This window comes from Ruegeria sp. CE8 (assembly GCF_056537465.1).
In genome coordinates this window covers 195,616-217,307 of the sequence record NZ_JBQFRP010000004.1, presented here as the reverse complement: position 1 = coordinate 217,307, position 21,692 = coordinate 195,616, and the positions used below count along the sequence as shown (strand labels likewise).

Here is a 21,692-nt window from a genome sequence, read left to right as displayed (position 1 = left end):
GCAATGACTACCCCTCTCGGAGTAATCCTCGCTGGCGGTCTCGCCACCCGAATGGGCGGAGGGGATAAAGGCCTGCTGACTATCGGCGGGCAAAGCCTGCTGTCGCATGTGATCGATCGTTTGAGCCCGCAGGTGGGTAGGCTGGCGTTGAACGCCAATGGCGACCCTGAGCGGTTCGCAGACCTGAACCTGCCTGTCCTGCCTGACACGATAGAAGGGTTCGCTGGACCACTGGCTGGCGTTTTGGCCGGGCTGGACTGGGCGGCTGAGCAGGGGGCCGACAGCATCGTAACCGCCGCCGCCGATACGCCTTTTTTCCCGTGCGACCTGACCGAGCGATTGATGCAGGCCGCCGAGGGGCAGGTACATCCATTGGTTCTGGCGACCACACCTCGTACCGGTGACGAGGCGCTGAAATCGGGCGGCGGCAAACGGGTCAACCGGCACCCGACCTTTGGCCTGTGGCCCGTTGCTCTGCGCGATGACTTGCGGGCGGCTTTGAACCACGGGCTGCGCAAGGTTGTGCTGTGGACCGACAAGCATGACGGGCGCGAGGCATTGTTCGATGCCGAGCCGTTCGACCCATTCTTCAACGTGAACACACCCGACGATCTGGCACGGGCGCAAGAACTGCTGGAGCAGGCATGAGGGTTTACGGCATCACCGGTTGGAAGAACGCGGGCAAGACCGGCTTGATGGAGCGGCTGGTAACGGAAATCACGGAGCGCGGCTATACGGTTTCGACAGTCAAACATGCGCATCACGCCGTTGATGTCGACCAGCCCGGCACGGACAGTTATCGCCATCGGGCGGCCGGCGCGTCCGAGGTGCTTTTGGCCTCGGGTCAGCGCATCGCCCTGATGCAAGAGCTGCGCGGTGCCCCTGAGCCGTCTCTGAGTGAACTTCTGTCTCGTCTGTCTCCGGTCGATATGGTGCTGATAGAAGGGTTCAAACGAGAACCTCACCCCAAGGTCGAGGCATTTCGGGCCGTAGCAAACAACCCGCTGATCGCCAACGAAAACGACTCGGTTCGAGCGGTTGCCAGCGATACGCCACTGGAGCTAAATATTCCGGTGTTTGATCTGAATGATACAGCGGCGATTGCAGACTTCATCCTGCAAGAGGTCGGATTATGAGCAAACCGGACATCTCTCCTCCGCCACTGCGCAATGACTGCTTCGCTTTGCCCGCTGGGGTGAACTGGACACCTGTGGACGATGCGTTGGCCTTGTTGCGGGATCGGCTGACGGTGGTGACGCCCGTCGAAACCGCACCTCTGGCGCAGGCGACGGGGCGAATATTGGCGGAAGGTGTTTTTGCCAAACGGTCGAACCCTCCGCAGCCGAACACCGCAGTTGATGGATACGGCTTTGCCGGGGCTGCCCCGCGTGGTCCGCAGGTAATACCCTTGCAGGAAGGTCGCGCAGCCGCAGGGATTCCTTTTGACGGTGTCGTGCAGCAGGGTGCGGCATTGCGCGTGTTGACCGGCGCGGCACTGCCTCCTGGGGTGGATACGGTGATACTGGAAGAGGACGTGACGGTGCAGGACGGTCACATCGCATTTCACGGACCTTTGAAACAAGGCGCCAACACCCGCAAGGCGGGCGAGGATGTCTCGATGGGTGATTTGGTTCTGCCAGCCGGGCGCAGGCTGACCCCGGCCGATCTGGCGTTGCTTTCAGCGACGGGGATTTCTGACGTACCTTTGCGCAAAACGCTGCGGGTCGCCGTGGTTTCGACCGGAGACGAACTGGTGGAGCCCGGTGACGCCGCTGGACCCGGTCAGATATTCGACGCGAACCGCCCGATGTTGCTGTCTTTGTTGGAGAGGATGGGGTTCCAGCCCGTGGATATGGGGCGAGTCTCGGACGACCGAGAGGACCTGCGCAACAGATTGAACAAAGCGGCGGAACTGGCGGATGTGATCCTGACCAGTGGCGGAGCGTCAGCTGGGGATGAAGACCACGTCTCGGCCCTATTGCGCGAAGCGGGAGCAATGCAGGAATGGCGGATTGCGCTGAAACCTGGTCGACCGCTGGCACTTGGAATGTGGGATGGCACGCCCGTTTTCGGCCTGCCAGGGAACCCGGTGGCCGCCAAAGTCTGCACGTTGATCTTTGCCCGCCCGGCACTGGGCCTGATGGCGGGGGAAGGGTGGTCCGAACCGATGGGCTTCGACCTGCCGGCCAATTTCGAAAAGCGTAAGAAACCGGGGCGGCGCGAATATCTGCGTGCTCGTGTCCGCGATGGGCGGGTCGAGGTATTCGCTTCAGAAGGATCGGGCCGGATCAGCGGCCTCAGTTGGGCCGAGGGGTTGGTCGAGATTGAGGATGGCGCGCGTCACATACAGCCGGGTGATCCGGTCCGGTTCATTCCGTACGGCAGCTTTGGGCTTTAGTTAATCGAAGGTCCCGGCGACCCGCCCCAAAAGCATGAAGGCCCGCGCAGTTCTTGTGTCGCCCAAGGCCGTCAGGTCGGCATCGCTGGCATCCGGTTCGAACTCGACGATCATATGGTCAAAGCGGCGCAGGAAATGATGCGCCGCGTCCCGGAAGATCGGGTCCTGCTTCATCCGTGCCGCCGTCAGCGCCAGCGAGGACCGGTCCCTGATCCCACCCAGCGCTGCTACAGCGCGTCCCCGGCCACCTTGCGCGAACTGCCGCCAGATCTCCGGGCGGGCCATATCCGGGCGCAAATCGTCCATATAGATACCTTCCTGGCTCAGCAGTGTCAGAACATCCTGTGAGGCCTGCACCAGTTGCGCAACCTTGCGATCCTGAAGCGCCAGCCGCAATGCGTCGAACCCTTCAGTATCATCCTGCGTTTCCGGAAAGTTCAGCGCGCGGATAAAGATGTCGGTCGTCAGGGGCGGCGCAATGTCTTCAGCCGGGGTTCCCAACTCCAAAGATGTTTGGTTGCCGGCTTCGACAGGAACGCCATCGCGTACGGGCTCGGTGCGTTTCGAAGAAAACGTCGCCAGTGCGCTTTCGGTCTTTTTGGTGGCTTCGGCGATTTCGTCCAGCTTTTTGCTGACGCCCCGTTCCTGAAAACTGGCCGAGCGCTGTTGCTGGATGACATAGGCCTGACGGATCGCGTCGATCGCGGTTTGCAACCGGGCGCTTTCCTCGCGCATGACGCGGCTGGCGCGCATGGCGGTAGCGGCGACCCAGATCATCGCCACTGGCATGAACACGGCCAGCAGGGTCACGACGAACCCTCCGCCATCGACGTTGTCAGGCAGTACCAGAAACACGACCGACACGATCAGCCACACCAGGCTGAGCGCAATGGCTACGATCTCGATCGCGGTCACCGAAGGCTGTGCTGGCTTATCATATATGCCCAGCGGTGTCGGCCGTTCGGGCTCCTGTTCTGGCTTGGGCTCTGACATTGTCAACGCTCCGGTCAGGCGTACTCGATACTTAGAACTTCATAAGAACGCACACCACCTGGAGTGCGCACTTCGACGCTGTCACCCTCTTCCTTGCCGATCAGGGCGCGTGCAATTGGTGATTTGATGTTGAGCAGGCCGTTTTCAATATTGGCCTCGTACTCTCCAACGATTTGCCAGGTTTTTTCCTCGTCCGTGTCCTCGTCCACCAACGTGACCTTGGCACCGAACTTGATCGCGCCGGTCAGCTTGGCGGGGTCGATCACGTCAGCCAGTGACAGTATGCCTTCCAGCTCTTTGATACGACCTTCGATGAAGCCCTGCTTTTCACGGGCCGAGTGATACTCGGCGTTTTCCTTCAGGTCGCCCAGTTCGCGCGCTGTGGCAATAGCTTCGATGATCGCCGGGCGCTCGACCGACTTGAGGTTTTTCAGCTCCGCCGCAAGAGCGGCATTGCCCGCAGGCGTCATTGGAATTTTTTCCATGTTCTTGTCGTCCACGCATAAATTGTTTCGCCCCGCCGCATGAGACAAGCGTCGGGGCGATTTGATGGGTCGTCAAATACCTGACCCAAATGAGGCGTGAATTGCAAGGGGGCTTGGTCGCGCGACGCGCGGATTACGGCCTAGTCGTAGCTAATCACTTCGAATTCGATGTCATTGTCGTCATTGAAGTAAAACCGCCGCCCTGGTTCATAATCCGCATGGGACTTAGGGGTAAACCCGGCCTTTTTCACTTTGTCCTCAGTCGCGTCGATATCTTCGACCAGAACGCCCACATGGTTCAGCCCGCCGACGATATCATAACTGCTTTCGCCGGATGGCTGCGGATCACTGGGAGCATAAAGCGCCAGATAGGTGTGTTGGCTGCCGACATGGACCGTATAGCCGCCTGCGATGGCGGGGCCCTCCCAACGTGTTTTCCATCCGAACACCTGTTGCATCCAGGCCGCCGAAGCCTTGGGGTCGCGTACGGTGAAATTGGTATGTTCAAGTGTCGCCATCATGGGATCTCCTTTTCGGTCTTGAGGCTTGTCCCGACTCACCGTAATTTCTAAACCTAACTTTAGGTCAAGGTAATTTTCTACGAGGTTGAAATGGCGGCTTCCGAAGGACTGGCAATCGGCGCATTAGCAAAACGTACCGGATTGGCGGTTTCAGCCATTCGATACTATGAGGCGCAGGGTCTGATCGCGCCCTGGCGTAATGCAGGCGGGCAAAGGCGCTATCAGCGCGCCGACATCCGGCGGCTGAGTTTTGTCATGATCGCGCAGCAATTCGGTCTGACCCTGCCCGAGATTCGCGAAGTGCTCTCAGGACTGCCCGGTAACCGCACACCCACACCGCGGGATTGGCAAGATATCAGCAAAGGGCTGAGGGCGCATCTGGACCAGCGAATCGACACCCTGATGCGGTTGCGCGACAATCTGGACGGCTGCATCGGCTGCGGGTGCCTTAGCCTGCCGAAATGCGCCCTTTACAACCCCGATGACCGCGCCAAGTCGCATGGTAGCGGTCCCAGATACCTGATGGGTGACGCTCCGGATACATAACTGCCGCATTGCAGCAATGTTACGCCGTGTTTTGATTGACCAAGGTCTTTGTGACCATGTAATCAGCCGTGAAACAATATTGCGCAGACCACGCAGTGAAAGCGCCAATTCGGAAAGTTAGCTAAGGAGCCCGCGATGGCCGAGATTGAACGCGAAGCGATGGAATACGATGTGGTGATCGTGGGGGCAGGCCCCGCGGGCCTGTCGGCGGCCATCCGTCTGAAACAGCTGGATGCCGACCTGAATGTCGTGGTTCTGGAAAAGGGCTCGGAAGTGGGCGCGCATATCCTTTCGGGCGCGGTTCTGGATCCCTGCGGTCTGGACGCTCTGATCCCGGATTGGAAGGAAAAAGGTGCGCCGCTAAACGTGCCGGTGCATGAAGATAACTTCTACATGCTGGGCGAGGCGGGCAAGATCCGCATCCCCAACTTCCCGATGCCGCCGCTGATGAACAACCACGGAAACTACATTGTCTCTATGGGGAATGTCTGCCGCTGGATGGCCGAGCAGGCCGAAGAGCTGGGCGTGGAAATCTTCCCCGGCATGGCTTGTTCCGAACTGGTCTATGGCGACAATGGCGAAGTCAAAGGCGTTGTCGCTGGTGTCTTCGGTCTGGAGCCCGACGGATCATATGGTCCGCAGACCGAGCCGGGCATGGAGTTGCACGGCAAATACGTCTTCCTGTCGGAAGGTGTACGCGGTTCGCTGTCAAAGGAAGTCATTGCCAAGTACGACCTGTCTGCCGGTAAAGAGCCGCAGAAATACGGCGTTGGCATGAAAGAGATCTGGGAGATCGACCCGGCCAAGCACAAGGAAGGCAGCGTCACGCACACGATGGGCTGGCCGCTGGGCAGCAACGCGGGCGGTGGATCGTTTATCTATCACCTTGAAAACAATCAGGTCTATGTCGGCTTCGTGGTTCACCTGAACTATAAGAACCCGCACCTGTATCCCTACATGGAATTCCAGCGCTTCAAGCACCACCCGGTGGTGGCCGACCTGCTGAAAGGCGGTAAGCGTGTGGCCTATGGCGCGCGTGCAATCACCGAAGGTGGCTGGCAGTCGATGCCGAAACTGGTCGCGCCCGGTGTGGCGCTGCTGGGTTGTTCAGCGGGCATGGTCAACGTGCCGCGCATCAAAGGCAACCACAACGCGATGCTGTCGGGTAAGGCAGCAGCCGAGGCCGCTTACGACGCAATTAAGGCAGACCGTTCGGGTGACGAACTGACCGCCTACGAAGTCGACGTGCGCGACGGTGCCATCGGCGACGACCTGAAAAAGGTGCGCAACGTCAAACCGCTGTGGTCGAAATACGGCCTGACCGCCTCGTTGGTGCTGGGCGGCATGGATATGTGGACCAACACGCTGGGCTTCTCGCTGCTGGGCACGCTGGGCCATGGCAAGAACGATGCCGAGTCGACCGAAGAGGCCAGCAAGCATCAGCCCATCGACTATCCGAAACCCGATGGCACGCTGTCCTTTGACCGCCTGACCAACGTGTCCTTCGCGATGACCAACCACGAGGAAAGCCAGCCCTGCCACCTGAAGCTGGCGGACCCGGAAATCCCGGTCAAAGTGAATCTGCCCAAGTACGACGAACCGGCGCAGCGCTATTGCCCGGCAGGCGTGTACGAGATGGTCGAGGACGAAGACGGTCCGCGATTCGTCATCAACTTCCAGAACTGTGTCCACTGCAAAACCTGCGATATCAAGGATCCCAGCCAGAACATCACCTGGACCACGCCGCAGGGTGGGGATGGACCGAACTACCCCAACATGTAAGCGAAATCATGGGCAATGGCAGGGTCGTGAAGGCTCTGCCATTGCCTCTTTGTGGTCAAAGCCCTAGCTTGTTGCCCAGTCAACGATAGCAAGGCAGGATTTTGGTGGCTTCCCTCGTTCGTCGCACGGCATTGGCTGTGCTGTTAACCTCGTCATTTGCACTCCCGGTCCTGTCGGATACTGGATCTGGGGCTTATCTGGCTGGACGTCAGGCGATCTACCAGAGCGACTATATTTCCGCTGAGAAATACTATGCGCAGGCCCTGAGTGCCGACCCTGAAAATGGCAAGTTGCTTGAAAACGTCGTCGTCGCACGTCTTGCGCTAGGCGAGATTGAACGTGCGCTGCCGGTCGCCCAATCGATCGAAGCGCTCGAGCTGCCAAGTCAGGCGGCGAAAATGATCATCATGGCCAACCTGATCGCTGACGATAAGCTGGATGAATTGCTGGCGCGCGATCCGGAAACACAAGGCGTCGGGCCGTTGGTCGACGGGTTGATCCTGGGCTGGGTTCACGTGGCGCAGGGTGCCATGACCAAAGCGATGGAAAAGTTCGACGAGGTCAGCACGCAAGAGGGGCTGCGTGAATTCGCCATGTTCCACAAGGCGTTGGCATTGGCTTCGATTGGTGACTTCGAAGGCGCCGAAGAGATTTTTGCGGCCAACAATGGTGCCGTTTCCCGGTTCTCGCGCCGCGCCGCTTTGGCCCGGACCGAGGTCCTGTCCCAGCTGGACCGCAACGAAGATGCGCTGCAATACCTCGATGACGTGTTCGCGGCAGGCAGTGACCCGTCCATCGAAGGCTATGTAGCCCGTCTGCAGGCTGGCGAAACGCTGCCCTTTACGCATGTTCAGTCGGCGCGGGATGGCATGGCTGAGGTGTTTTTTTCCGTCGGTGCCGCGCTCAGCAGCGAGGCGTCCCAGGATTATGTTCTCCTCTACGCCCGGATTGCCGCATTCTTGCGACCGGACCATGTGGACGCAATCCTTCTGAGCGCAGAGCTTTTGGATGCGCTGGAACAATATGATCTGGCCGTGGAAGCCTATCGGATGGTGCCCAATACCAGCACTGATTATCACGCGGCCGAACTGGGCCGGGCCGAGGTTCTCGGTCGTTCCGGCAAAACGGATGCTGCGGCGGAAGTTCTGCAGAACCTTGCAGCGCAAAGCCCCAATTTGCCTAGCGTCCATGTGGCGTTGGCCGATCTGCAAAGGCGTGAGGAAAACTACACCGCTGCAGTGGCGACCTATGACACTGCCATCGAACTGACCGAACAAGGGGTCAGCGGCAATTGGTTTCTGTATTATGCCCGCGGAATCTCGCATGAGCGTCTTAAGAATTGGGAATTGGCCGAGGCTGATTTCCGACGCGCGCTGGAGTTGAATCCCGATCAGCCACAGGTGCTGAATTACCTGGGCTATTCGCTGGTCGAGCGTCAGGAAAAACTGGATGAAGCCCTGAACATGATTGAACGGGCCGTCGCGACGCGCCCTGACAGTGGGTACATCGTCGACAGTCTTGGCTGGGTTTTGTTCCGTCTGGGCCGCTATGACGAGGCCGTGGGCCATATGGAACGCGCGGTTGAACTGATGCCCGTCGACCCGGTGGTCAACGATCATCTGGGCGACGTGTACTGGGCTGTAGGCCGCGCGCGTGAGGCTGAATTCCAGTGGAAACGTGCGCTTTCCTTCGTCGACCCCTCGGATACCGACGGCGAGGCCGACCCGGACCGCATCCGCCGCAAGCTTGAGATTGGGCTGGACGCGGTTCTGGCCGAGGAAGGGGCCGAGCCGCTGAAGGTCGCCGATGGCAATTAAGGCCTTCGCGCCCGCCAAGATCAACCTGACCCTGCATGTGACCGGTCGACGCGATGACGGTTATCATCTGTTGGATTCCCTGGTGGCCTTTGCGGATGTCGGTGACACGCTGGATTTTGCGCCGGGGTCAGAGCTATCGATGACCGTCACGGGTGAGCATGCGGCCGGCGTCCCGGCAGATGACCGAAATCTGGTCTGGAAGGCGGCTGAGTTAGCCGGCTGGGCAGGGCATATCAACCTGAACAAAGTTCTGCCGCATGGCGGGGGGATAGGTGGCGGTTCTTCCGATGCAGCCGCCACGCTGCGTATGATTGCGGATCAGAGTATTGCGATTCCAGAGGGGGCCGCCCTGTCTCTGGGGGCGGACATCCCCGTATGTATGGCTGCGCGTGCCACCCGAATGCGCGGAATTGGCGAACGACTGGAGCCGGTTGGTTTGCCGAAATTGCCCGCGCTGCTGGTCAATCCGGGTGTCGAAGTTCCGACCGGAGCGGTTTTTTCGGCATTGAAGTGCCGCGACAACCCGCCCATGCCCGACGATATTCCGCCTATTGAGACGCCACAAACCTGCGCGGATTGGCTACGGGAGCAGCGTAACGATCTAGAGCCCCCAACAAAAGGTCTCGCCCCAGAGGTGGCCAGTGTGCTGGATGAATTGACGGATACAAAGGACGCTTTGCTGGCCCGCATGTCCGGTTCAGGCTCAACCTGTTTCGCGCTATATCCGACGATTAAGGCGGCGCATTTTGCCGCCTATGAGATTGGCGCGGCCCATCCGGATTGGTGGTGCCGCGCGACGCAGCTTAATTGAGGCGCGAAACCACGTAATCTGCCAGATCGCTTAGCAGGGTGCGGATTTCGTGGTCCGGCAACCCGTCCAATGCGACCTTGGCCTTGGCTGCCCAGCCGAACGCATCTGACCGAGTGGCTTCAAGCGTGCCGTACTTGTTCATCAGGCTCAGCGCATGGTCCAGATCGCCATCCTCCTGACGCCCCCGACCGATTGTGCGTTCCCAGAACGCGTGCTCGTCCGGAGTTGCCTGAGCAATGGCCTTGATCACCGGCAGTGTCAGTTTGCGTTCACGGAAGTCGTCGCCGACATTCTTTCCGGTCGCCTTGCTGTCACCCTGATAATCCAACAGGTCATCGGCAATCTGGAACGCGATACCCAAAGCATCGCCATAGTCGTACAGTGCCTTGACCTGAGGCTCTGAGGCACCGGCGATCACGCCGCCCACCTCGGTCGCGGCAGAGAACAACGCTGCGGTCTTGCCGCGCACAACCTGCAGATAGATCGCTTCGGTCGTGCCCAGATCGGTGGCTGCGGTCATCTGCAGTACTTCGCCCTCGGCGATCGTGGCCGACGCATTGGCCAGGATGTCCAGAACGCGCAAGGATCCGGTTTCAACCATCAGCTGGAAACTACGGGAAAACAGGTAGTCGCCCACCAGAACGCTGGATTTGTTGTCCCACAACAGATTGGCCGTCGGTCGACCGCGCCTCTGGGCGCTTTCGTCGACCACGTCATCATGCAAAAGGGTCGCTGTGTGAATGAACTCGACAGTCGCGGCCAGACGTACGTGGTGATCGCCCGCGTATCCAAACAGACGTGCAGCAGCCAACGTCAGCATGGGGCGCAGGCGCTTGCCGCCCGCCTCGACCAGATGCGCAGTCACTTCAGGAATGCGCGGCGCATGCTCCGAGGCCATCCGCGTGCGGATCAGTTCATTAACTGCATCCATTTCGCCAGCCAGAATTTCTGCCAGTCGTTCATGCGGTTTCGAGATCGTGTCGATATTCATCACACTCCTGATACAAGGCTCGACTTCCTGCGCACCTTGCCCTTACATCCATCCCCATGAAAGAACTTTTGCGCAGCACCGATCCGACGATCCTGGCCTTTGCATCCGCCCTTCTTGAAGGCGAGGATATAGACTGCTTTCAGATGGACGTAAATATGAGCATCCTCGAAGGAGGCATCGGAATCTTCCCGCGGCGCCTGATGGTGCGAGCGGATGACTTGACCCGCGCGGAAAGGGTGATGCGCGACAACGACATCCCGTTGGGCAGATGAGCCTGTTTTCCGACAATGAACTGACCCGAAACGACTTTTTGGGCGGGCGCGTCCGACTGCTGCAGCCGCGATCGGGATATCGTGCCGGAGTCGATCCGGTCTTGCTGGCGGCTGCGGTCCCGGCGACACGTGGTCACACCATACTGGAGCTGGGCTGTGGTGCCGGTGCCGCAATCCTGTGCCTGATGGCCCGCGTTCCGGGGCTGCATGGTGTCGGGGTCGAACTTCAGGAGGACTATGCCGATCTGGCGCGTCGAAACGCTGCTGAGAATACAGCACATCTGGAGGTGGTCGAGGCGAACCTTAGTGCCCTGCCTGCAGACCTCAAACAGCGGCAATTCGACCATGTGATTGCCAACCCCCCCTATTATCGTGCGGGGGCGCACAGTTCAGCCTCTGACACAGGGCGCAGTGTTGCTTTGGGCGAACAAACGCCGCTGGGTCAGTGGTTCGACGCTGCGTCCAAACGTCTCGCGCCGCGTGGGTATCTGCACATGATTCAAAAAGCCGACCGTCTGCCCGATATGATAACAGCATGCGACGGGCGCTTGGGGTCGGTCGAGGTCTTGCCTCTTGCTGCCCGGACCGGTCGAAAGGCTGAATTGGTGATTTTACGCGCCAAAAAAGGGGGAAAAGCGGCGTTTCAGTTGCACGCGCCGTTGATTTTGCACAGCGGGGACCGGCATGAAAAAGACGGCGAAAGCTATGCGCCACGGGTATCGGCTGTACTACGTGAGGGGGCAGCGTTACCCGGTTTTTTCAACCAATAGGCATTAACCAGCCGAAATTGTCGGATTTATAACAGATTCTGTGCGTCTGCGGCGTGACAGGGTGGAAACGATGTGGTCAACTTCCTACGTGAAACTCAGACACCAACAAAGGAGTATCGCCATGAGCGTGAGCGCACACCTGACCGAACTGAAGAAAAAGCACGAAAATCTCGGTCTTGAAGTTGAACAAGCCCAACGCTCGCCAGGCATCGATGATCTCCATATCGCTCAACTCAAAAAGCAAAAACTAAAGCTGAAGGAAGAGATCGAGCGCCTGTCTAACTAGCGTTCCATACTAGCCCGCGCGGCAATCGCCGCGCCGCCAGTTATCAATAAGGCCGCGATCGCCAGACCCCACGACGGGGCGGCGATCCCGGCCAAAACCAAAGCAAGCGTAGACAACAGGGGTGCCGCGTAAGAAGCCGTGCCCAAGACCTGTATGTCACCCTGCTTTACCCCGATATCCCAGACATAGAACGCCAGCCCAACAGGCCCCAGCCCCAATGCAATGACCGATGCCCAGCCGAAGGCGCTGTCGGGCCATACGGTGTCTTCGATGGCAAGGTGTAGTGCACCGGATGCGACTGCCGTGGCAATGCAGAATACAGCTACAGAGCTGGTCGGTGTATCGCCCAGACGGCGCGACAGGACCGAGTAGCCAGACCACGTTAGGGCGCACAGCAAGGCCAACGCATATCCCGGCAGATGCTGGATCTGAAACCCTGTGCCGCCACCGGCGATGATTACGGCAGCTCCGGCGAAACCCAGGCATGCGCCGATCAAATGTCCGATGCGCAAGTGCTCTCCCGGCAGTAGCCCCGAAAACAGCACGATCAACAGGGGCCAGAGATAGGCGATCAATCCGGCCTCAGCTGCCGGAGCCATTCGCAGCGCAGAAAAATACAGCGCGTGGTATCCAAACAGGCCAACAGTGCCAAACAGATAGGTGGTCCACGGAACCTCGCGCAACTTGCGCAGGCCGCCGGTATTCCAGGTCCAAATCAGACCCAGTGTGCCTCCGATTGAGAAGCAGATGGCATTCAACAACAGCGGCGGCGTTGGCGAGGAACCAACAGTAAACAGCGCCAGCAGAGACCACAGCAAAACGGCGACAAATCCGATGGCGGTAGCGCGCGTTCTGGTCATGGGGCCGGAACCTGTTCCACCGGGATAATGTCGAACTCATCCGAGATATGTGCGGTCTTTTCAATCTCGGACATGAACCAGTTACGGAATGCCGCGATCTGTGGCCGGTTTTCCGCACCCGGCAGGCACAGAAAGCGAAACCGGCCCTGCGTTTCGATAGCCGTTTTGAAGGGGGCGACAAGGCGACCTTCGGTCAAGTCCTTGATGATCATCGCCCGACGGCCCAGCACCGCCCCAACGCCTGCGACAGCGGCGTCAATGGCATGATCCGCGTTCGAGAAATGCGCACCGTGCGTGGGCGCAAAGTCCACCCCCACGGCCCGGAACCAAGTTGGCCAGTCGCTGGGGGGCTGCAGGAAAGCGATCGAATCGTCAAAGATCAGGGGGGCTTCTTTCAGGCTCTCCGGAGTTGGGAACTGGGCGGCAAGTTCCGGGGTCATCACAGGGGTCAGCCACTCTTTGCGGACCGGAAGGGAATACAGCCCCTCATCGCCGCCATAGCCGAACCGGATGGCGACATCCACATCGTCCCGTTCAAGGTCCATGATTCGCAACGTTGCCGAGAACTTGAGGTCGATCTCGGGATGCGCCCTCGCAAACTCATACAGACGCGGAGCCAGCCACTTCGCCGTTAGCGCAGGCCCTGCGGTAACGGTCAGGCTGGTGTCGTTGCCCTGACGCCTTGCGGCTTGCCAGGCCGTCTGCAGCGCGCCGAAACCCTCTGCTGCTCCGGGGGCAAGGGCGCGGCCGGCTTCGGTCAATTCCACCGCCCGATTCAGGCGACGAAACAAAGGGCGGCCTAGATGTTCCTCAAGCGATTTGATCTGGAATGAAAGTGCGGCGGGGGTTACGTGCAGCTCTTCCGCAGCCTTGGCAAAGGACATATGGCGCGCAGCGGCATCAAAGGCGCGCAAGGCGGTAAGAGGGGGGAGATAGTCGCTCATGTTGCGTAAATTTTTCTTAACTGAAGTCGGAAAAAAGCTCGTTTGCCGCCTTAATTGATAAGCTTCATATTGGGTGCAAGTCAAACAAAGCTGAACTGAAAGGAGGACTGCGATGATCGAGATGACGACCAACCCAGCCGCCGCCCGCGCCTTTCAGCGGGCCCATGCCGAACGCGGAAAGATGATCAAACAAGCCCTGAATTGGCTTTTCGGTTCCCGCTGAGCGCAGCGCGCGCGTTCTTACGGGATAAAAAAGGGCCGGTCCGCAAGGACCGGCCCGTTGTCTTTACTGCGCCTTGGATCAGACGAAGAACTGCGCGCCGTTGGCCGAGATCGTCGAACCGTTGATGAACTGAGAATCATCGGACGCCAGGAACGCCACACAGCGGGCGATTTCTTCCGGCTCACCCAAACGGCCAGCCGGGATTTGGCCGATGATGGATTCGCGGACTTTTTCCGGAACCGCCATGACCATCTCGGTCGCGATGTAGCCGGGGCAGATGGCGTTTGCGGTGATGCCTGCACGCGCACCTTCCTGCGCCAGCGATTTCACGATGCCCAGATCGCCCGCTTTGGTCGCGGCATAGTTCACCTGCGCGAACTGGCCTTTCTGACCGTTGATCGAGCTGATGACGATGACGCGGCCAAACTTACGCTCGCGCATGCCGTTCCAGACGGGGTGCACGGTGTTGAACACGCCGGTCAGGTTGGTGTCGATCACCTGATGCCACTGTTCCGGTGTCATCTTGTGGAACGGCGCGTCGCGTGTGATGCCGGCATTTGCCACGACGATGTCGATCGGGCCCACCTCGGCCTCAACCTTTTCGATTCCGGCCTTGGACTCGTCATAGTCGGCGACGTTCCACTTGTAGGTCGCGATGCCGGTCTCTTCGGTGAACTTCGCGGCGGCTTCGTCGTTCCCCGCATAGGTGGCTGCAACGTTGTACCCTTCGGCCTTGAGCGCCTTGGAAATTGCTGCGCCGATGCCCCGGGAGCCGCCGGTAACGAGTGCTGTACGTGCCATTTAGGAATCCTCCAATTTAAGTCGTCTTGGTAATGCTGTTACTTTGAGAGGTGATCGTGCGCAATATTGTTTCGTCATGAATCTAAAAATTCCAGTTAGCAATATCGTCGCATCTAAGGGGTGGAACCCCAATGTAACAAAAAAGGGCGCCCAGCGGACGCCCTTTTCTATTTGGTTGTCAAAGCACTTAGTCGCGCTCCACGCACAGGGCAACGCCCATGCCGCCACCGATGCAGAGGGTCGCCAGACCTTTCTTAGCGTCGCGGCGCTTCATTTCGAACAGAAGCGTGTTCAGAACGCGGCAACCCGAAGCACCAATCGGGTGACCGATGGCGATAGCGCCGCCGTTCACGTTCACGATCGACGGGTCCCAGCCCATGTCCTTGTTCACAGCACAGGCCTGTGCTGCAAAGGCTTCGTTGGCTTCAACCAGATCCAGATCGTCAACCGACCAACCTGCTTTTTCCAGCGCTTTGCGCGACGCGTAGATCGGGCCAACACCCATAATCGACGGGTCCAGACCGGCGGTGGCGTAAGATGCGATGCGGGCCAGAGGTTCAATACCGCGCTTTTCAGCGTTCTCGGCGGACATCAGCAAAGTTGCCGCGGCGCCGTCGTTCAGGCCAGAAGCGTTTGCGGCCGTGACCGAGCCGTCCTTGGCGAAGGCCGGACGCAGTTTACCCATTGCTTCGATGGTCGCGCCGTGGCGGATGTATTCGTCGCTGTCCATCACGATGTCGCCCTTGCGGGTTTTGATGGTGAAGGGCACGATCTCATCTGCGAATTTGCCGGCTTTTTGTGCGGCTTCGGCTTTGTTCTGCGATGCAACGGCGAATTCGTCCTGCATGTCGCGGCTGATCTGCCACTTCTCGGCGACGTTCTCGGCGGTCTGGCCCATGTGATAGCCGTTGAATGCATCCCACAAACCGTCGCGGATCATCGTGTCGATGTACTTCATGTCGCCCATCTTGTGACCCGCGCGCAGAGCAGCGGCATGGGGCGAGAGCGTCATGTTTTCCTGACCGCCCGCAGCGACGATGTCGGCATCGCCTAACTGGATGTGCTGTGCGCCCAAAGCCACAGCGCGCAGACCCGAACCGCAAACCTGATTGATGCCCCAGGCCGCGCTTTCCTGCGGCAGACCTGCATTGATATGTGCCTGACGGGCGGGGTTCTGACCCTGAGCGGCCGTCAGCACCTGGCCCATAATGGTTTCGCTGACTTCGCCCTTGTCCACGCCTGCGCGTTCGACCACGGCCTCCAGCACGGCGGCGCCCAGATCATGCGCGGGTGTGTTTGCAAACGAGCCGCCAAAGCTGCCGACACCGGTACGCGCGGCGGATGCGATTACTACGTTGGTCATTTAGACAATCCTTTACCGTCAAGGTCCTGCGGGATATTCGACGGCGCGGATCGCACAGAGAGAGCCCTGTGATAGCAAGAGCGCCTCATGTTCCCCGCTCCAACTCCTCATGGAATAACGCAACGCTGCAGTTGCAGCAACGGTCAGCTTGTCTCAGGCGGGTTGTGGACCGGGAAATTCACTCTAACTGGCTGTACGCTTGCGGTTTTCCGCCTTCCACGGGGCAGATACAGTTGGGGCGCCGAACAGGAAGCCCTGCAGGCAGTCTACACCGTTGGCGATCAGGAATTCGGCATCCTGTCGGGATTCGACTGATTCGGCGGTGACAAGAATTTCGAATTCGCGCGCTACGGCGATCAGAGCCCGGACCAGAGCCTGATTGTCCGGGTTTTCGCTGATACCGTGGATGAACTGGCCGTCGATCTTGGCGGCATCAAAGAAAAACTCGCGGAAGTGGCGAAAGCTGAAATTGCTGGCGCCAAAGTCGTCCAGAGCAAAGGCGATGCCGCGCGGCTGCAGGCGATCCATGAAATCGATAACCAATTCCGGCACCGTCATGGCCGAACTTTCCGAGATTTCCAAAATAAGCCTTTCGCCTATTCCGGCGTCCTTTTTCAGAAACCGTTCCAGAACCCGCGACCAGCGGGCATACCCGATCGAGCGGGCAGACATGTTGATCGACAGGCGAATGTCCGGGTTTTTGGTGAGTGTGCGGAGACCCATTTCAAGCGCTACGCAGTCCAGCTCGCGACCGATGGGCGTATTTTCCAGCTGCGGCATGAACTCACGCGCGGGGATGACCCGACCGGTTTCGTCGAGAACGCGTATGAAGCCCTCATAAAAGGCGACCTCATGTGGAGCGTTGGCTTGCATGACCGGTTGGAAGGCCAGTTTGCACTGTTTGTGCTTTACGGCCTCGGTCGCCATATCGACTGTGGATGCGTCGCGGGATTTGACGGCCGCGTTCAGCGGGCTGTCCCCACCTTCGGGCAAATCTGCCAGTTCCTTTTTCCGCATGCGCAACCCGTTTCCCTATATGTCGCCGGTTCGGTGACGATTTCAGGGGAAAGGTATGAATCTGCGGTTAAGACAAACTCAGTTGCAGGTGGATGCGTCGGATTAGCGGGATGTTTCCCAAATTCGTCCGAGTGCGGCGAACCCGCCGACAACTGCGCCCATGAAGCCTAAAAGCATCATGCCAAAGCCCAATGCGACAATTGCAGCCGCGCCGCTGGCCAGAGCCGTCAGCATGGCCAGCACCATACCAGTCAGACCCATAACGGTGGACAGGGTTGTCAATCTGGTCATCTGGGCCTCCGGTTACTCACACTTTGCACATCGGGTGGATATGGGGCGTGAGGGCCGGATTTCAAGAATCGGGTCGGACGGCTCGGCGGGATCAGGCCTGTTTTGCCTGTGTATTGGGCTGTTTGGCCTCACATTGCTCGAATCCGGGCGTTCCGCGATCTTCGGGGTGGCGGGCCAGATGCTTGGCTTTGATCTGCTTGGAATTGTCCCTGCTGCCATCGTGGCTGTAGCCCGGAGGCGCAAAACAATAGGCCAGCCGCTGACGCAGTGTCAGACCCGGCTGCGTCGCATCATGCCAGATACCGACCCATTCGTGGAAGGCCACACGCAGCGGGTTGAACGAGCCGATATTGTGTACCAGGCCATAGTCGACGCGGTCATCTTCCTGTTCGGGTACAAAAGTTCCGAACATCTTGTCCCAGATGATGAACACGCCGGCATAGTTGCAGTCCAGATACCGGGCGTTGCGACCATGATGGGCGCGGTGATGGCTGGGGGTATTCATCACAGCCTCGAACCAGCGGGGCATCTTGCCAATGGCCTCGGTGTGGATCCAGAACTGGTAGATCAGGTTCAGGCCACCGCAGAATAGCACCATCGCGGGGTGAAAACCCAACAGAATCAACGGCGCGCGGACAACCATCATGAATGTGAACGTATAGGTCCATGTCTGCCGCAGCGCCGTGGTCAGGTTGTAATGCTGCGAACTGTGGTGGTTCACATGGCTGGCCCAGACCCAGCGGATCCGGTGGCCAAAGCGATGCACCCAGTAATAGCGCAGATCGTCCAGTACAAAGCACAAGATGATGACGGGGATCGACGTGCCCAGGTTCAGAGGCGTGATCTGCCATAGCCACATGAAGAACGCGTAGGCGATAAAGCCCAGCAGAAAGCCCGAGGCGATGTTGCCTGCGCCCATAATCAGAGAAGTTACGGCGTCCCGCGTCTCATACCGCCCGCCTTTGCCTTTGACGGCGATCCACAGAAACTCGGCCAGAATGGCAGCAATGAAGAAAGGGACAGCCCACTGCACGGCGTCCGGGAAAGTCACTTGGTCCGTCATGCGGGCTCCATCAGGTGCTGCCAATGGCGGCGTTCGAGTTCGTCGAGGTGGATGATCGCTTTGGGCGTTCCGAATTCGTGGAACTGAACCTCAAAACCTTGCGGATGCTCCAGCAAATCAAAATCCAGAAGGTGCCGGGCGACGGTGTCCGCGCCGAAAGACCACAGCAGCCCGTTACCGGCATCGGTTCGGATCAATGCCGCATGACCGTCATGCGAAACAGTGACGTCGATGACTGCGTCATCGGGCGCGTGGCGCAGCCATTCCGACCGCGCACTTTCGGGTGTCAGCACGCGTAAGCGCGATTTGCCCGTCAGATGCAACATCACTGTTATCCCGGCGATACCTCCGACCACCAGAACCAATAGAATTTCAAGCGGCATTCCGTCCTCCCGCCCGGCAGAGTGCAAAGCAGCAGGCAAACTGTCAAAGGTGGCGTGGCGTCAGCTATGTTCGAGACTGTCCAAAATCTCATACTGAACAACGCGCTGGACAAAGGGCACCAACCCATCCGGGCCCGAGGCGCGATCCTTGAGGTGGATGCAGATATCTGGCCTGCGTGCCGCAATGATACCCACCATCTCTCCGCGGACCTTGTCGTCAAGTCCGGCGCCCATGATCGCACAGGAAATGCGTGGTTCTTCGTCCAATTGTCGCCTGACTTCTTCCTGATCGTGCGCACCAAGCCATTGAATCGGCAGGTGATCCAGTTGGCGCGCGACATCTCCAATTACATTGGGCAGTTTCCCAATCAACAGAACTACCGGTTTCATCGCACTCTCCCTTCCTTCAAGTCGCAAACGAAAACCGGCCCGTTGGGGCCGGTTTCAGAGTATCACAAAAAAAGAAACTGTGCCGCCGCCTTAGTTGGAGACGGTATAGACAATGGCGTCACCTTTGCCCTTGTTCCTTTTGAACTGCATCTGGTTGCCGTCGACCGAAACTGTCAGGCAGTCTTGGGGAAACGCCTTTTGACCGACCACAACGTTTCGACAAAAGAACCTCTTGTTCCACACCCACGCACCGGTACGCTTGGCATTGTTGCGGCCAACACCGTCAATTTTCCCGTCAGGGGTAATGACCAGCCAGGTGTCGCCACTGACCAGTTTTTTCCCGGCAACAGCCTCCATAAACTGATTTTCTTTGCGAAGATCTTTCGCCCCGGCAGATCCGGCAGCGATCAAAGAAAGGCTGGCCAGCACGACCACAGCGCTCAAGCGTCTCATAAAAATCCTCCTGGTTAAAACGCCAGGAGGATACCACCATTCGCCGTGTTTCGCTGGTAGGTTAGCTTTCAGCGCCCACGAGGGTCGCCACGATTGCCTTGGCACTGTCCGAATTCCACTCGGCGTCGCCGATCAGGCGTGCGATTTCATTGCCATCGGGGTCCAGAATGACCGTGATGGGCAAGGCGATAACACCCATTTCCCGCGCGACGGCCGATTTGGGGTCCTGATGACGCGGCAGGTTGTCGATGCCGTTTTCCTCGAAGAACTTCTTGATCCCGGCTGGCGAATTGCGCCCGGTTGCCAGCGTCAGAACTTCGAACTTGTCGCCGCCGAATTCCTCCTGCAGTTCCGCAATCTGAGGCATTTCCTTGCGGCAGGGTGCGCACCATGTGGCCCAGAAGTTCAGCAGGACATACTTACCCTTGTAATCCTCCAGCGTCGCAACGCCGCCATCATCTTCAAGCTGGAAATCTACCGCTTCGACGGGTTTGGGCTCTTTGTGCAGGATCAGCCGCTTCAGTGTGCCGTCGCGCAGCGGGGCCAGAGTTTCGGCATCCGTGGCCAAAGCCGCGTTTGCACCCAGCGCAAGGGCCATATAAAGGGGGATCAGACGAAATAGGCGCATATCAACTCCGGGTTTTCCAACATGACCGATCAATCCTCGAACCAGATGTGGGGCGGCCGCTTTGCCGCTGGTCCAGACGCGATCATGGAGGCGATCAATGCCTCGATCGGGTTCGATCAGCGGATGGCAGCCCAGGACATCGCAGGCTCGCGCGCCCATGCCGCCATGCTCGCGGCCACAGGCGTTATAACTGATAGTGATGCGCAGGCTATTCGGGAAGGGCTGCTCACCGTTTTGTCAGAAATCCAGAACGGAGAATTTCAGTTTTCGACCGCGCTGGAAGACATCCATATGAATGTCGAGGCGCGGCTAAAAGAGGTCATTGGCGAGCCGGCAGGCCGTTTGCACACAGGTCGGTCGCGGAATGACCAGGTTGCGACCGATTTCAAACTGTGGGTGCGTGATCAGTTGGACGCGGCGGAATCAGGCCTTTTGGCCCTGATCCGCGCGCTTTTGGCGCAGGCCGAAGCAGGCGCCGATTGGGTCATGCCTGGCTTTACCCACCTGCAGACGGCGCAGCCGGTGACATGGGGCCACCACATGATGGCTTATGTCGAGATGTTTGGTCGTGACCTGAGCCGCGTCCGCGATGCTCGCGCTCGGATGAACGAATCCCCGTTGGGTGCTGCGGCGTTGGCCGGAACGTCTTTCCCAATCGACCGTCAGATGACAGCCGAAGCGCTGGGCTTTGACCGCCCCGCCGCGAACTCGCTGGATGCGGTCAGCGACCGCGATTTTGCGTTGGAGTTCCTGTCGACGGCTTCGATCTGTGCCGTGCACCTGTCGCGCTTCGCCGAAGAACTGGTGATCTGGTCCTCGGCCCAGTTCCGGTTTGTGACGCTATCCGATCGATTCTCAACCGGGTCGTCGATCATGCCGCAGAAGAAAAACCCCGATGCGGCGGAACTGATCCGCGCCAAGGTGGGCCGGATCTACGGTGCGAATACCGCGCTGATGATGGTAATGAAGGGCCTGCCGCTAGCCTATTCCAAGGACATGCAGGAAGACAAGGAACAGGTCTTTGATGCGGCCGACAACTGGATGCTGGCGCTGGCGGCGATGGAAGGCATGGTTAAGGACATGACCGCCAACCGCGACAGTCTTGCTGCGGCAGCGGGCTCGGGTTTCTCGACCGCGACCGATCTGGCCGACTGGCTGGTGCGGGTGCTGGGGCTGCCGTTCCGCGATGCGCACCATGTCACCGGATCATTGGTGGCGATGGCCGAAAGCAAGGGCTGCGATCTGCCGGATCTGACGCTGGAAGACATGCAATCGGTTCATGCGGACATCACCGATGATGTCTATTCTGTCCTTACCGTGGAAAATTCAGTAAACTCCCGCCAATCCTATGGTGGCACGGCACCCGATCAGGTCCGCGCCCAGATTGAGCGATGGAAGGCGCTGGTGTGATGCAATTACTACGTGTGGTCCTTCTGATCTCGGCCGGGATTGCCCTGGCCGGGTGCGGTGTGGATGGCGAACCCATTCAGCCCTCGATGAGCGCCAATATCGGTGTCGGCAGCAGCGGCACCTATGGCGGCGTCGGCGTGGGCCTGCAGCGTGGCGGGTTTGGCGTTTTCCTGGGGCTGTAATCGAAAATTTGC

At 59.1% G+C, this 21,692-nt stretch carries 27 protein-coding genes; 12 read left to right on the top strand and 15 right to left on the bottom strand.

Annotated features, from left to right (window positions below; all coding sequences use genetic code 11):
- Positions 1-3: 3 nt before the first annotated feature.
- Genes mobA through ACR0AA_RS09515 form a run of 3 tightly spaced genes read left to right on the top strand, consistent with a single transcriptional unit; the run spans position 4 to position 2,398 of the window.
- Complete coding sequence (mobA, locus tag ACR0AA_RS09525; RefSeq protein ID WP_480755899.1) at positions 4-648, top strand: molybdenum cofactor guanylyltransferase MobA; 645 nt, start codon at positions 4-6, stop codon at positions 646-648.
- Positions 645-1,136 (top strand): molybdopterin-guanine dinucleotide biosynthesis protein B, encoded by a 492-nt coding sequence (mobB, locus tag ACR0AA_RS09520; RefSeq protein ID WP_480755898.1) that lies wholly within the window; start codon positions 645-647, stop codon positions 1,134-1,136. Before mobA ends, mobB begins: the two co-directional genes overlap by 4 nt.
- On the top strand, positions 1,133-2,398 hold the full coding sequence (locus ACR0AA_RS09515) for a molybdenum cofactor synthesis domain-containing protein (protein WP_480755897.1): 1,266 nt from the start codon (positions 1,133-1,135) through the stop codon (positions 2,396-2,398). Before mobB ends, ACR0AA_RS09515 begins: the two co-directional genes overlap by 4 nt.
- Here ACR0AA_RS09515 and ACR0AA_RS09510 read toward each other — a convergent pair whose 3' ends face one another.
- The 3 genes from ACR0AA_RS09510 to ACR0AA_RS09500 all read right to left on the bottom strand — a co-directional run bounded on the left by ACR0AA_RS09510 (position 2,399) and on the right by ACR0AA_RS09500 (position 4,397).
- Positions 2,399-3,391: a hypothetical protein gene (locus ACR0AA_RS09510; RefSeq protein WP_480755896.1), complete on the bottom strand. Its 993-nt coding sequence runs from the start codon at positions 3,389-3,391 to the stop codon at positions 2,399-2,401.
- 14 nt (positions 3,392-3,405) lie between these two features.
- On the bottom strand, positions 3,406-3,876 hold the full coding sequence (gene greA / locus ACR0AA_RS09505; RefSeq protein WP_480664217.1) for a transcription elongation factor GreA: 471 nt from the start codon (positions 3,874-3,876) through the stop codon (positions 3,406-3,408).
- Positions 3,877-4,016: 140 nt separating this feature from the next.
- Positions 4,017-4,397 carry a VOC family protein gene (locus tag ACR0AA_RS09500; protein ID WP_480664215.1) on the bottom strand — a complete coding sequence of 127 codons (381 nt, stop codon included), beginning with the start codon at positions 4,395-4,397 and terminating at the stop codon, positions 4,017-4,019.
- 90 nt (positions 4,398-4,487) lie between these two features.
- On the opposite strand from ACR0AA_RS09500, the gene soxR reads away from it, so the two are divergent.
- The 4 genes from soxR to ACR0AA_RS09480 all read left to right on the top strand — a co-directional run bounded on the left by soxR (position 4,488) and on the right by ACR0AA_RS09480 (position 9,353).
- Positions 4,488-4,943 carry a redox-sensitive transcriptional activator SoxR gene (gene soxR / locus ACR0AA_RS09495; protein ID WP_480664213.1) on the top strand — a complete coding sequence of 152 codons (456 nt, stop codon included), beginning with the start codon at positions 4,488-4,490 and terminating at the stop codon, positions 4,941-4,943.
- Between the two features lie 135 nt (positions 4,944-5,078).
- A complete protein-coding gene (locus tag ACR0AA_RS09490) occupies positions 5,079-6,725 on the top strand; it encodes an electron transfer flavoprotein-ubiquinone oxidoreductase (protein ID WP_480755895.1) in 1,647 nt (548 codons plus the stop codon).
- Between the two features lie 104 nt (positions 6,726-6,829).
- Entirely contained in the window at positions 6,830-8,542 is a 1,713-nt protein-coding gene (locus ACR0AA_RS09485) for a tetratricopeptide repeat protein (RefSeq protein WP_480664209.1), read from the top strand.
- Positions 8,532-9,353 (top strand): 4-(cytidine 5'-diphospho)-2-C-methyl-D-erythritol kinase, encoded by an 822-nt coding sequence (locus tag ACR0AA_RS09480; RefSeq protein ID WP_480664207.1) that lies wholly within the window; start codon positions 8,532-8,534, stop codon positions 9,351-9,353. The genes ACR0AA_RS09485 and ACR0AA_RS09480 overlap by 11 nt, the downstream gene beginning before the upstream one ends.
- Here the strand turns inward: ACR0AA_RS09480 and ACR0AA_RS09475 are convergent.
- Positions 9,346-10,344 (bottom strand): polyprenyl synthetase family protein, encoded by a 999-nt coding sequence (locus ACR0AA_RS09475; protein WP_480664205.1) that lies wholly within the window; start codon positions 10,342-10,344, stop codon positions 9,346-9,348. The two genes, ACR0AA_RS09480 and ACR0AA_RS09475, sit on opposite strands and share 8 nt — an antisense overlap.
- Before the next feature lie 56 nt (positions 10,345-10,400).
- On the opposite strand from ACR0AA_RS09475, the gene ACR0AA_RS09470 reads away from it, so the two are divergent.
- The 3 genes from ACR0AA_RS09470 to ACR0AA_RS09460 all read left to right on the top strand — a co-directional run bounded on the left by ACR0AA_RS09470 (position 10,401) and on the right by ACR0AA_RS09460 (position 11,672).
- The gene (locus ACR0AA_RS09470) at positions 10,401-10,616 is read left to right on the top strand and encodes a putative signal transducing protein (protein WP_170387439.1); all 216 of its coding nucleotides are present in this window, start codon (positions 10,401-10,403) and stop codon (positions 10,614-10,616) included.
- Entirely contained in the window at positions 10,613-11,386 is a 774-nt protein-coding gene (locus tag ACR0AA_RS09465; protein ID WP_480755894.1) for a tRNA1(Val) (adenine(37)-N6)-methyltransferase, read from the top strand. The genes ACR0AA_RS09470 and ACR0AA_RS09465 overlap by 4 nt, the downstream gene beginning before the upstream one ends.
- Positions 11,387-11,507: 121 nt before the next feature.
- Positions 11,508-11,672 (top strand): YdcH family protein, encoded by a 165-nt coding sequence (locus ACR0AA_RS09460; RefSeq protein WP_170742008.1) that lies wholly within the window; start codon positions 11,508-11,510, stop codon positions 11,670-11,672.
- Here ACR0AA_RS09460 and yddG read toward each other — a convergent pair.
- The 11 genes from yddG to ACR0AA_RS09405 all read right to left on the bottom strand — a co-directional run bounded on the left by yddG (position 11,669) and on the right by ACR0AA_RS09405 (position 20,088).
- Positions 11,669-12,532 (bottom strand): aromatic amino acid exporter YddG, encoded by an 864-nt coding sequence (gene yddG / locus ACR0AA_RS09455; RefSeq protein ID WP_480664201.1) that lies wholly within the window; start codon positions 12,530-12,532, stop codon positions 11,669-11,671. The two genes, ACR0AA_RS09460 and yddG, sit on opposite strands and share 4 nt — an antisense overlap.
- Positions 12,529-13,476, bottom strand: coding sequence for a transcriptional regulator GcvA (locus ACR0AA_RS09450; protein WP_480664199.1), 948 nt, complete (start codon positions 13,474-13,476; stop codon positions 12,529-12,531). The genes yddG and ACR0AA_RS09450 overlap by 4 nt, the downstream gene beginning before the upstream one ends.
- A gap of 301 nt (positions 13,477-13,777) precedes the next feature.
- On the bottom strand, positions 13,778-14,500 hold the full coding sequence (gene phbB / locus ACR0AA_RS09445) for an acetoacetyl-CoA reductase (RefSeq protein ID WP_155149791.1): 723 nt from the start codon (positions 14,498-14,500) through the stop codon (positions 13,778-13,780).
- A 187-nt stretch (positions 14,501-14,687) separates the two neighbouring features.
- Positions 14,688-15,863 carry an acetyl-CoA C-acetyltransferase gene (locus tag ACR0AA_RS09440; RefSeq protein WP_480664197.1) on the bottom strand — a complete coding sequence of 392 codons (1,176 nt, stop codon included), beginning with the start codon at positions 15,861-15,863 and terminating at the stop codon, positions 14,688-14,690.
- 183 nt (positions 15,864-16,046) lie between these two features.
- Positions 16,047-16,880 (bottom strand): EAL domain-containing protein, encoded by an 834-nt coding sequence (locus tag ACR0AA_RS09435; protein WP_480664195.1) that lies wholly within the window; start codon positions 16,878-16,880, stop codon positions 16,047-16,049.
- A 102-nt stretch (positions 16,881-16,982) separates the two neighbouring features.
- Entirely contained in the window at positions 16,983-17,171 is a 189-nt protein-coding gene (locus ACR0AA_RS09430; RefSeq protein WP_480664193.1) for a hypothetical protein, read from the bottom strand.
- Between the two features lie 91 nt (positions 17,172-17,262).
- Entirely contained in the window at positions 17,263-18,234 is a 972-nt protein-coding gene (locus ACR0AA_RS09425) for a sterol desaturase family protein (RefSeq protein ID WP_480664192.1), read from the bottom strand.
- Complete coding sequence (locus ACR0AA_RS09420) at positions 18,231-18,617, bottom strand: hypothetical protein (protein ID WP_480664190.1); 387 nt, start codon at positions 18,615-18,617, stop codon at positions 18,231-18,233. Before ACR0AA_RS09420 ends, ACR0AA_RS09425 begins: the two co-directional genes overlap by 4 nt.
- Before the next feature lie 60 nt (positions 18,618-18,677).
- Positions 18,678-19,007, bottom strand: a complete 330-nt coding sequence (locus ACR0AA_RS09415) for a hypothetical protein (RefSeq protein WP_239339030.1) — start codon at positions 19,005-19,007, stop codon at positions 18,678-18,680.
- 90 nt (positions 19,008-19,097) lie between these two features.
- Entirely contained in the window at positions 19,098-19,460 is a 363-nt protein-coding gene (locus ACR0AA_RS09410) for a hypothetical protein (protein ID WP_480664188.1), read from the bottom strand.
- Between the two features lie 61 nt (positions 19,461-19,521).
- A complete protein-coding gene (locus ACR0AA_RS09405) occupies positions 19,522-20,088 on the bottom strand; it encodes a TlpA disulfide reductase family protein (protein WP_480664185.1) in 567 nt (188 codons plus the stop codon).
- Between the two features lie 21 nt (positions 20,089-20,109).
- Between ACR0AA_RS09405 and argH the strand changes: the two genes are divergently transcribed.
- Positions 20,110-21,498, top strand: coding sequence for an argininosuccinate lyase (argH, locus tag ACR0AA_RS09400; protein WP_480664183.1), 1,389 nt, complete (start codon positions 20,110-20,112; stop codon positions 21,496-21,498).
- Positions 21,498-21,680, top strand: coding sequence for an argininosuccinate lyase (locus tag ACR0AA_RS09395; RefSeq protein ID WP_480664181.1), 183 nt, complete (start codon positions 21,498-21,500; stop codon positions 21,678-21,680). The genes argH and ACR0AA_RS09395 overlap by 1 nt, the downstream gene beginning before the upstream one ends.
- The last annotated feature ends 12 nt before the right edge of the window (positions 21,681-21,692 follow it).

Excerpts from the sequence above, each read along its gene's own strand:
- ACR0AA_RS09425 (WP_480664192.1), bottom strand. The coding sequence starts at position 18,234 with ATGACGGACCAAGTGACTTTCCCGGACGCCGTGCAGTGGGCTGTCCCT.
- ACR0AA_RS09395 (WP_480664181.1), top strand. The coding sequence starts at position 21,498 with ATGCAATTACTACGTGTGGTCCTTCTGATCTCGGCCGGGATTGCCCTG.
- ACR0AA_RS09415 (WP_239339030.1), bottom strand. The coding sequence starts at position 19,007 with ATGAAACCGGTAGTTCTGTTGATTGGGAAACTGCCCAATGTAATTGGA.
- ACR0AA_RS09460 (WP_170742008.1), top strand. The coding sequence starts at position 11,508 with ATGAGCGTGAGCGCACACCTGACCGAACTGAAGAAAAAGCACGAAAAT.
- phbB (WP_155149791.1), bottom strand. The coding sequence starts at position 14,500 with ATGGCACGTACAGCACTCGTTACCGGCGGCTCCCGGGGCATCGGCGCA.
- ACR0AA_RS09420 (WP_480664190.1), bottom strand. The coding sequence starts at position 18,617 with ATGCCGCTTGAAATTCTATTGGTTCTGGTGGTCGGAGGTATCGCCGGG.
- mobA (WP_480755899.1), top strand. The coding sequence starts at position 4 with ATGACTACCCCTCTCGGAGTAATCCTCGCTGGCGGTCTCGCCACCCGA.
- ACR0AA_RS09440 (WP_480664197.1), bottom strand. The coding sequence starts at position 15,863 with ATGACCAACGTAGTAATCGCATCCGCCGCGCGTACCGGTGTCGGCAGC.
- greA (WP_480664217.1), bottom strand. The coding sequence starts at position 3,876 with ATGGAAAAAATTCCAATGACGCCTGCGGGCAATGCCGCTCTTGCGGCG.
- ACR0AA_RS09430 (WP_480664193.1), bottom strand. The coding sequence starts at position 17,171 with ATGACCAGATTGACAACCCTGTCCACCGTTATGGGTCTGACTGGTATG.
- ACR0AA_RS09500 (WP_480664215.1), bottom strand. The coding sequence starts at position 4,397 with ATGATGGCGACACTTGAACATACCAATTTCACCGTACGCGACCCCAAG.
- ACR0AA_RS09515 (WP_480755897.1), top strand. The coding sequence starts at position 1,133 with ATGAGCAAACCGGACATCTCTCCTCCGCCACTGCGCAATGACTGCTTC.
- ACR0AA_RS09465 (WP_480755894.1), top strand. The coding sequence starts at position 10,613 with ATGAGCCTGTTTTCCGACAATGAACTGACCCGAAACGACTTTTTGGGC.
- ACR0AA_RS09405 (WP_480664185.1), bottom strand. The coding sequence starts at position 20,088 with ATGCGCCTATTTCGTCTGATCCCCCTTTATATGGCCCTTGCGCTGGGT.
- ACR0AA_RS09470 (WP_170387439.1), top strand. The coding sequence starts at position 10,401 with ATGAAAGAACTTTTGCGCAGCACCGATCCGACGATCCTGGCCTTTGCA.
- ACR0AA_RS09490 (WP_480755895.1), top strand. The coding sequence starts at position 5,079 with ATGGCCGAGATTGAACGCGAAGCGATGGAATACGATGTGGTGATCGTG.
- ACR0AA_RS09510 (WP_480755896.1), bottom strand. The coding sequence starts at position 3,391 with ATGTCAGAGCCCAAGCCAGAACAGGAGCCCGAACGGCCGACACCGCTG.
- ACR0AA_RS09480 (WP_480664207.1), top strand. The coding sequence starts at position 8,532 with ATGGCAATTAAGGCCTTCGCGCCCGCCAAGATCAACCTGACCCTGCAT.
- yddG (WP_480664201.1), bottom strand. The coding sequence starts at position 12,532 with ATGACCAGAACGCGCGCTACCGCCATCGGATTTGTCGCCGTTTTGCTG.
- ACR0AA_RS09450 (WP_480664199.1), bottom strand. The coding sequence starts at position 13,476 with ATGAGCGACTATCTCCCCCCTCTTACCGCCTTGCGCGCCTTTGATGCC.
- ACR0AA_RS09475 (WP_480664205.1), bottom strand. The coding sequence starts at position 10,344 with ATGAATATCGACACGATCTCGAAACCGCATGAACGACTGGCAGAAATT.
- ACR0AA_RS09435 (WP_480664195.1), bottom strand. The coding sequence starts at position 16,880 with ATGCGGAAAAAGGAACTGGCAGATTTGCCCGAAGGTGGGGACAGCCCG.
- mobB (WP_480755898.1), top strand. The coding sequence starts at position 645 with ATGAGGGTTTACGGCATCACCGGTTGGAAGAACGCGGGCAAGACCGGC.
- argH (WP_480664183.1), top strand. The coding sequence starts at position 20,110 with ATGACCGATCAATCCTCGAACCAGATGTGGGGCGGCCGCTTTGCCGCT.
- ACR0AA_RS09410 (WP_480664188.1), bottom strand. The coding sequence starts at position 19,460 with ATGAGACGCTTGAGCGCTGTGGTCGTGCTGGCCAGCCTTTCTTTGATC.
- soxR (WP_480664213.1), top strand. The coding sequence starts at position 4,488 with ATGGCGGCTTCCGAAGGACTGGCAATCGGCGCATTAGCAAAACGTACC.